4 protein-coding genes are annotated in these 5181 nt (G+C 30.5%); all 4 read right to left on the reverse strand.

Going from position 1 to position 5181, the window contains the following annotated elements:
• Window positions 1–423: 423 nt before the first annotated feature.
• The 4 genes from nrdF to nrdI are packed head-to-tail and all read right to left on the reverse strand — an operon-like array spanning window position 424 to window position 4974.
• Window positions 424–1374: a class 1b ribonucleoside-diphosphate reductase subunit beta gene (nrdF, locus tag HNQ98_RS09145; RefSeq protein ID WP_019040041.1), complete on the reverse strand. Its 951-nt coding sequence runs from the start codon at window positions 1372–1374 to the stop codon at window positions 424–426.
• A gap of 20 nt (window positions 1375–1394) precedes the next feature.
• Window positions 1395–2327 carry a ribonucleotide-diphosphate reductase subunit beta gene (locus tag HNQ98_RS09150; RefSeq protein ID WP_019040042.1) on the reverse strand — a complete coding sequence of 311 codons (933 nt, stop codon included), beginning with the start codon at window positions 2325–2327 and terminating at the stop codon, window positions 1395–1397.
• Window positions 2328–2341: 14 nt separating this feature from the next.
• Window positions 2342–4510, reverse strand: a complete 2169-nt coding sequence (nrdE, locus tag HNQ98_RS09155; protein ID WP_061514958.1) for a class 1b ribonucleoside-diphosphate reductase subunit alpha — start codon at window positions 4508–4510, stop codon at window positions 2342–2344.
• Window positions 4510–4974, reverse strand: coding sequence for a class Ib ribonucleoside-diphosphate reductase assembly flavoprotein NrdI (nrdI, locus tag HNQ98_RS09160; RefSeq protein ID WP_019040010.1), 465 nt, complete (start codon window positions 4972–4974; stop codon window positions 4510–4512). The genes nrdE and nrdI overlap by 1 nt, the downstream gene beginning before the upstream one ends.
• Window positions 4975–5181 lie beyond the last annotated feature (207 nt).

Genomic DNA, 5181 nt, shown 5'->3' on the forward strand with positions numbered 1-5181 from the left:
TCGCTTAGCTTTCATAATATAAAAAAACTCCTATACTTGATTATCTCGGATTATGCCCTAGAAATAAAGCGGTCCGGATTTTCAGTATACGAGCAAATTACATTGGTAAAGAAAGGAAATAGAGTATGACAGCAGTACAAGTATAGTTAATTATTAAAGATTAATATAATAGCTTACCATGAGTTATTATATTAATTTTCAACTACAAAAACAGTATATTACTCTCTAACAACCGTTGTTATCTATTTGGTAGCTATACATATTAATATTATATCGATTATTTCCCTGATAATTATAGATTAAGCTGAAATTTCTTTGATATAAATATATTATAATCCAATCTCTTATAGTAATGTTAGCTTTAGGAATGGTAACGAAGTGACTAATAAAATTAGTAATTTTAACTTTACCTAGTTAGTAATTCTAAAAAGAATAATCGTTTTCTGACATGGATTCTGCTTCTCCCATTAAATATCCTGCTCCCACCTGAGAAAAAAAGTCATGATTAGCTGTTTCAGTTGATATACCATTCATAACAATTGGGTTAATATCAGTTATCTCAGCATCCTTAAACTTTGATTTAAATCCCATATTTTGTAAAGATTTATTAGCATTATATTGTACAAATTTCTTAACATCTTCTGCCAATCCAATAGACTTATATATATCATCTGTAAATAGAAATTCGTTTTCTAGAAGATCATCCAGCAAATTATCCATCCATTCTTTTAGAGTACTCTGCTCTGCAGTAGAGCATTCATTATATCTTAGCTGAAATTTATATCCAAGATACGTACCATGTACAGACTCATCTCGAATAACTAGTTTGATAACTTCAGATAAATTTGCTAATTTATTATTTCCCCTATACCAAAGAGGAATAAAGAAATTAGTATAGTATAAAATACCCTCTAAAAATACGCTTGCTACTTTTTTTTGTAGTTCGTTACCTGTTTGATATATCTTATTAATTACTTTAACCTTATACTGCATACGTGGATTATTATTCATCCATTCGTAGACCTCATCAACTGTTTGTCGATTATTTAAGGAAGTCAAAATAGTACCATAGCTTTTGGCATGAATAGATTCCATCATGAGGAAGTCATTAATAACAGCAATTTCCTTTCTAGTTCTGGCATCAGCCCTAATGACATCTACTCCTTCTTCTGATTGAAGGGTATCTAATAATGCCAAACCACCCACTACACGATTAATAGTATCTTTCTCAATTAGTGATAATGTTCTCCAGTCTTTCAGATCATTAGATACTGGAACACGTGTATCTAACCAGTATTGTGCTGTAGCTTTATCCCACACATACTCGTCGAATTCATCCTCATTAATATCCCAATTAATTGATTTATAAACCATAATTATCTATTTATTTCCTTTCAGAAGTCATAATCTTGATCATCCATATCTTCGATGTTATCTATACCATTAATCTGTACTTTTTCCTGTTCTATAAATTTTTTAGGTTCTACTAATATTTGTTCTAGGTATTTAGTAGATTCAGTATCTATTTCAATATATTTTTGTTCTAAATTAAGAGATGTTAGCATATAATTTACGCCGTAATGTACTAACTCAATAGCACTTTGGGGATTACTAGAATTTTCTTGGAGAAAGTGTTCTTCTAATTTAATCACGTTATTAATAGTGTCCTCTACCCAATTTAGAAAAATATTTTTATCTATTCTATTTAGTTTATTAAAACCTAGTTGAAATTTGTACCCAATATATATACTAAATATAGAATTACCACGTAAAATACTAGAGATAATTTTATTACTATTTCTTAGTTCTTGATGTTCTAAAATTTCATAATATTTTCCAAATAATAGACCTGTCTCAAATAATATAGATACAAATTTTCTCTTCAAAGAACTATAATTATCATTTATGTTAATACTTAAAGTACTAAACTCTCTTTGAATTTCAATAGAACTATCAGCCCAATTAAAATACTTACTACCTTCATTTGGTAATAATTCACGAAATATTGTAGTTGTACTTTTAGCATGTACCGATTTCATAAAAGTAATTGTATTGTAGACTGCCTCTTCTGGTTTGGTTATCCTATCATGCCTGATACTAGGTATACCAGATTCTGACTGATAGGCACTAATTAATGAAGTACTGGCTAACATCTTGGCAATAGTACTCTTTTCATAATCACTATAATGTTCCCACATATTAACATCTTCAGTAACAGGAATACGAGTATCTAACCAGAAATGCGACGTTAAAGCTTCCCAAACATATTTATCAAAAGTGTCTTGAATATTATCCCAATTAATTGCTTCATAGTATAAATAGCTCATTTATCTAACCTTTCTCATATCATACATGCTTCACATTCATTTGAGGTTCTTATTTCATCATCTTCTGTGAAGGTTCTAACGTAGTAAAGAGACTTAATGCCTACTTTCCATGCATAGTTACGCAATTTATTTAGGTCACGAGTTGTCATCTTCAAATTGTCGTTACTCTTCCATTCATATAAGTCAGGCTTTAATTGTGAGCGCATAAATAATGTTAAGCTCATACCCTGATCAATATGCTTTTGTGCTACAGCGTATATATCTATAATTTTACGTTGGTCGATATCATATGCTGATTTATAGTAAGGGAGGGTTATATTTGATAGCTGTGGTGCTGGATAGAATATTGAACCTACTTTATTTTCTTGTCTTTGTTCCACTAACTGTGTAATAGGATGTAGTGAAGCACTAGTTTCGTTAACATATGATATAGATCCATTTGGTGCTATAGCTAGACGGTTCCTATGATAAAGGCCATATTTTATAATGCTATCTCGTAGTTTTTTCCAGTCATCAATAGTTGGTAAGTAAATATTTTTAAAAATATCAGCTACCTTTTTATTTTTAAATATAAAGTTCTGTTTAGTATACTTTTCAAAATAGCTGCCGTCAGCATAGGATGACTTATTAAAATTACTAAATGTTTGATTATTCTCTATAGCAATATTATTACTTGTAACTAGTGAATAGTAATTCATGGCTAAAAAGTAAGCATCAACAAATTCTAAAGCCTCATCAGATCCATAATGAATTTTATTTTTTGCCAAAGCTGTATGTAGCCCCATTGCCCCCAACCCAATAGTATGGTATTTTTCATTTCCTTTTTTTACTGTAGGAACTTCTCTAATAGTTGTTGTGTTCGTAACATGTGTTAATGCTCTTACTGCTGTATCTATAGATTTTCCAAAATCTGGTGATTCAATCATATTCATTATATTAGTGGATCCCAAGTTACAAGATATATCAGTTCCAATAGACTTATATGATAGATCTTCATTTAATTCAGAAGGCTCTTGTGGCTGAAGAATTTCACTACATAAATTACTCATAATAATACGTCCATATACTGGATTATCTCTATTAGCTGTATCAATATTTAAAATATATGGATACCCTGATTCTTGCTGCAACTGAGATATAAGTTGCTCGAGTTGTCTAGCATTATAGGGTATCTTATGAATATTTTTATTTTTAACTAGATTATCATATTCCTCAGTTATATCAATATATGAGAATGATCGTCCATACTCACGTTGCACATCATATGGACTAAATAAGTACATAGGAGCATTACTCTTTAATAATTCATAATATTTATCAGGTACGATCAAACCTAATGATAGTGTTTTTACTCGTATCTTTTCATCAGCGTTTTCTTTCTTAGTTTCAAGGAAACTAAGAATATCTGGATGAAATACATTGAGGTAGACTACACCTGCACCGTTACGCTGTCCTAGTTGGTTACTGTAACTAAAGGAGTCTTCTAGTAATTTCATTACAGGAACGACCCCTGATGATGCGTTGGAAATTCCTTTTATGGGGTCACCTAGAGAACGAATATTGGATATGTTAACACCAACGCCGCCCCCAATACGAGATAATTGTAATGCAGAATTAATTCCTCTTCCAATTGATAGCATAGAATCAGCCATATCAATAAGAAAGCATGACACCATCTCTCCTCTTCGTTTCTTACCAGCATTTAAAAATGTTGGTGTTGCTGGTTGATAACGTTGTTGTATTATTTCTCTGGTAATATTATCTGCTAAGTCAGTATTACCGTCAGCAAGATAAAGTGCATTAAATATGGCTCTATCCTCAAAGTTTTCTAAAAACTGCTGCCCATCATCAGTTTTCATAGCATACTGGGTGTAAAACTTGTATGCACCTAAGAAACTTTTAAAATGAAAGCCCATTTTTTTGACTCGACCATACAGATTACTAATATACTCAAAGGTATATTTATCCAATATAATTTTATCAATATAATGATTTAAAATGAGATAATCTAGTTTATCACTAAGTGTTGTAAAAATTTTTGTACGAGGAATAACATCCTCATCAAGATAGGTTCTTAGTGCTTCTTGATCATAATGTAATGGGATTTCGCCATTAACTGGTATGTTTACAAGGTTATTTAAAAAAAAATAACTCTTATTTCCTTCTACCTGACTATTGTTCATTAATTGAGTCCCCCGTTTAGTAAGTATTGATCACGATACTTTAAGATATCGATATAAATTCTTTCAAAATCACCCTCTGATCCACGTAATTCAAAATCTGTAATATATGGAAACCCAAATCTTTCGGCATACTGTTTAGCAGTTAAAGCATATTGTTTATTAAAATTACGATTTCCACTACCAATTATTCCATAACAATTTCTGTAGTTATTTTTATACTGTAAATAACTGGATAGCCTAGTAGTTAAAATTTCAGTATATCCATTATCTAGACCGTTTCCACCTTTTAAAAAAGTAGGTAAAAAGGTCACAAATGGTGTGTTTAGTTCTTTTTCCTCAGGGTAATCTTTAATGTTAATTTCATTAATATCAACAGATTTTAATTTCAAATAAGTTGTTAAATCCTGTATAAAAGATTTTGTATTACCACTTAGACTAATATAAAGAATATTTATAGTATCCACTTCAATCCTCCAATTTTTAGTTAAATTATTATGTATTTGCAAATACACTAGTCAAGTCTACTCGAATTAACATAATACACAAGGTCAGTAATGGTCCTATCAAAATATCCTATGCTCATATGTCAATAATTCGGAATGTTTTTTATCTAGGGCTGAACTGATTAGGCAACTTTTATTTTTTGATTGGCAAGACTGATTCTTTCGTTG

This window comes from Leuconostoc carnosum (assembly GCF_014207505.1).
GTDB lineage: Bacteria > Bacillota > Bacilli > Lactobacillales > Lactobacillaceae > Leuconostoc > Leuconostoc carnosum.